This window comes from Protofrankia sp. Cr1, assembly GCF_963555865.1.
GTDB lineage: Bacteria > Actinomycetota > Actinomycetes > Frankiales > Frankiaceae > Protofrankia.
In genome coordinates, this window is the sequence record NZ_CAUVXO010000151.1 from 4,661 (window position 1) to 8,193 (window position 3,533).

Annotated in this window: 2 protein-coding genes; both read left to right on the top strand. The window is 69.8% G+C overall.

Annotation, left to right across the window (positions count from 1 at the left end):
- Positions 1-230 precede the first annotated feature (230 nt).
- Positions 231-1,784: a Na+/H+ antiporter gene (locus U9980_RS13705; protein WP_322768261.1), complete on the top strand. Its 1,554-nt coding sequence runs from the start codon at positions 231-233 to the stop codon at positions 1,782-1,784.
- 81 nt (positions 1,785-1,865) lie between these two features.
- Positions 1,866-3,533, top strand: a 1,668-nt coding sequence (locus U9980_RS13710) for an FAD-dependent oxidoreductase (protein WP_322768262.1), incomplete at its 3' end; no start/stop codon positions are given.

Sequence of the window (3,533 nt, forward strand, 5' to 3'; positions counted from 1 at the left end):
CCACCGCTGCGTGACAGCCTGCGGCTTCGCGGTGGCGGCCATTGACCCGCAGCGTGAGTAAGCAGGTGCGAAATGTCGTCTTGACGCGCCCCTGCACCCATCCCACCGCACGAAACAGCTGAGGAATTGATAAAGTCTGCTTCAGGTGTGCCGGGAAGCCTGGTCGGCGTGGGGGATGGACTGCAGCGATCCGCGGCAGCAACCCCGATCACGGACCAGAGGTTCGGCGGATGCGTGCGGTCGGGACAGTCCTCTTTCTTGTGGTGCTGGCAACCGCGGTAGCCACCGGGGCACGCCGCTGGCGGGTGCCCGCTCCACCGCTGCTGGTGCTGGCCGGTCTTGCAGTGGCGCTCATGCCGGGCACTCCTACCTTGCACATAGCTCCGCAGACCATCGGTCTGGTCGTCCTGCCTCCACTGCTGTACGCCTCCGCCGAGGAGCTGTCCCTGCGCGACCTGCGCATGGTGTGGCGGCCGGTCGTTGTTCTGGCGTTCGGCCTGGTGCTGGCCTCCTCCGCCGCCGTGGGCGCGGTGACCGCTGCGCTCACGCCGTTGCCGGTCGCCATGGCTTTCGTGCTGGGCACGGTGCTGGCCAGTACCGACCCGGTCGCGGTCACCGCGCTCGGCCGCAGGCTCGCGCTTCCCGGACGGGTGCAGGTACTGGTACAGGCGGAGAGCCTGTTCAACGACGCCACCTCGCTGGTGCTCTTCAAGGTCGCCGTCACCGTCGCGGTGGCCTCCGGCGCGGTCAGCTGGGACGTGGTCGGCGGTGAGTTCGTCCTGCTTGCGGGCGGTGGAAGTGCGATCGGCGCGGTGGTCGCGGTGGTGGTCGCGGCCATCCGCCGCCGCACCACCGACCCCGTGCTGGAGACCGTGATCGCCCTGATCACCCCATACACCGCCTATGTGCTGGCCGAGTCCGCGCACATGTCGGGGGTCACCGCCGTCGTGGTCGCGGGCGTGCTGCTAGGCCGGTCCGGGCACCAGCTCAGTGACGCCCATATCCGGCTGCAGCTGCACGCCGTGTACGCGGTGGTGATCTTCCTGCTCGAGAGCGTCGTCTTCAGCATCATCGGCCTTGAACTGCCGTCCCTGATCCGTGAACTCCCGACCGGAACCGGTCTGTGGCCGCTGCAGGCACTCGCCATCGCCGCCACTCTGATCGCCCTGCGGGTGGTGTGGATGCTCCCGCTGTCCGCGGCGGTCAGGCCCACCAGCGGCCGCCCGTCCTGGCGCCTGGCGGGCGTGGTGACCTGGGCCGGCACCCGGGGCGTGATGCCGCTGGCCGCAGCCCTGTCCATCCCGCTCACCGCCACCGACGGCACCCCACTGCCCGGGCGCCCTCTGATCCTGACCCTCACCACCGCCGTCGTCGTCTTCACTCTCGTCCTCCAGGGTCTGAGCCTTGCCCACGTCGTGAGCCGCTCCGGACTCGCCCTCGAACCCGAGCACACCGCCCGGGAGGAAACCCGTGCCCGCGACCGACTCATCCACGCCGGACTCACCCACCTCGACGACATCACCGGGCTGGATACCGTCCCGGAGGCGGCCATCGACCGCGTGCGCCGCAACCTCCACGCACGCCTGGAGCAACCCACCGAGCACAACGACGACCAGCCGGGCAGGACCCTCCTCCAGGTATACCGCGAGCTGCGCCGCGAGGTGATCGCCGTGCAGAGCACCGAGCTACGCCGCCTGTATGACGCCCACCAGGTCAGCGATACGACACGTCGACGCCTGCAACGCGACCTGGACCTGGAGGAGACCGGTCTGGGCGGGCGCTGAGGTTCCGGTAACCCCGACAGAGGATTGTCGTTGCCGCGACGACCTGCCGGGGACGGGCCGCACGTGCTTGACTGGTTAACCATGACGGCGCCCCGTTCGGCCGTGCGCGCGGCACTGATCACCGTCGACGATGACCAGAGCGTCTCCCGTGCGGTCAGCCGCGACCTGCGACGGCGCTACGGTGAGAACCACCGGATCATCCGAGCCGAGTCGGGCGAGCAGGCGCTGGACGCCATGCGTGAGCTGAAGCTGCGCGGCGACCAGGTCGCGGTGATTCTGGCCGACTACCGCATGCCGCGGATGAACGGCATCGAGTTCCTCGAACAGGCGATGGACCTGTTCCCCACGGCCCGACGGGTGCTGCTGACCGCGTACGCCGACACCGATGCCGCGATCGACGCCATCAACGTCGTCGATCTGGACCACTACCTGCTCAAGCCGTGGGATCCGCCGGAGGAGAAGCTCTACCCGGTCGTGGACGCCCTGCTCGACGCCTGGCGCACCACGGACCATCGGCCCGTGCCGGAGACCAAGGTCGTCGGCCACCGCTGGTCGGCGCGGTCGCACGAGGTCCGCGATTTCCTCGCCCGCAACCAGGTGCCCTACCGGTGGTACCTCGCCGACGAGCCGGAAGGCGAGCGGCTGCTGGCCGCGGCCGGAGCGGACGGCGTCACCCTCCCGGTTGTGATCACCGAAAGCGGCGAGGCACTGGTGGAGCCCACCGATTCCGAACTCGCCAACCGGGTCGGGCTCAGCACCGCGCCGGCCGCCGACTTCTACGACGTGATCGTCATCGGCGGAGGTCCGGCGGGCTTGGGCGCGGCCGTGTACGGCGCATCCGAAGGGCTGCGGACCGTGCTGGTCGAGCGGACCGCAACCGGTGGCCAGGCCGGACAGAGCTCACGGATCGAGAACTATCTCGGCTTCCCCGACGGAGTCTCCGGGGCGCAGCTCACCGACCGTGCCCGCCGACAGGCAACCAAATTCGGCGCCGAGGTACTCACCGCCCGTGACGTCGTCGGCCTGGAGGCCAACGGCTCGGCGCGGACGGTGCACTTCGCCGACAGTGGACAGATCGACGCCCACACGGTCATCCTGGCGACCGGCGTGTCCTACCGGCAGCTGGCGGCTCCCGGGCTGGAGACGCTGACCGGCCGCGGCGTGTTCTACGGCTCCGCGCTGACCGAGGCGTCCGGCTGCGCCGGGCAGGACGTCTACATCGTCGGCGGGGCGAACTCCGCCGGGCAGGCGGCGGTGTACTTCGCCCGGCACGCCCGCTCGGTGGTCATGCTCGTCCGCGGCCCATCGCTGGAAGCGTCCATGTCCCACTACCTCATCGAGCAGATCGCCGGCATCCCGGCGATCTCAGTACAGCCCTGCACCGAGGTCGTCGCCGGCCATGGCACGCAACACCTGGAGCAGCTAACGCTCCGTGACAATGCGACCGGTGCGACGGAGACGGTCGATGCGCAGTGGCTGTTCGTCTTCATCGGGGCGGCGCCACGCACCGACTGGTTGGACGGCGTGATCGTCCGCGACGGCCGCGGATTCGTCATAGCCGGCCCTGACCTCGTGGTCGACGGACAACGACCCCGCGGATGGCCCCTGGACCGGGATCCGTACCACCTGGAGACCAGCGTTCCGGGTGTCTTCGTGGCCGGCGACGCGCGGGCCGAGTCGGTGAAGCGGGTCGCGTCCGCGGTCGGTGAGGGTGCTATGGCCATCACCCTGGTCCACCGGTATCTGGAC

Excerpts from the sequence above, each read along its gene's own strand:
- U9980_RS13705 (WP_322768261.1), top strand. The coding sequence starts at position 231 with ATGCGTGCGGTCGGGACAGTCCTCTTTCTTGTGGTGCTGGCAACCGCG.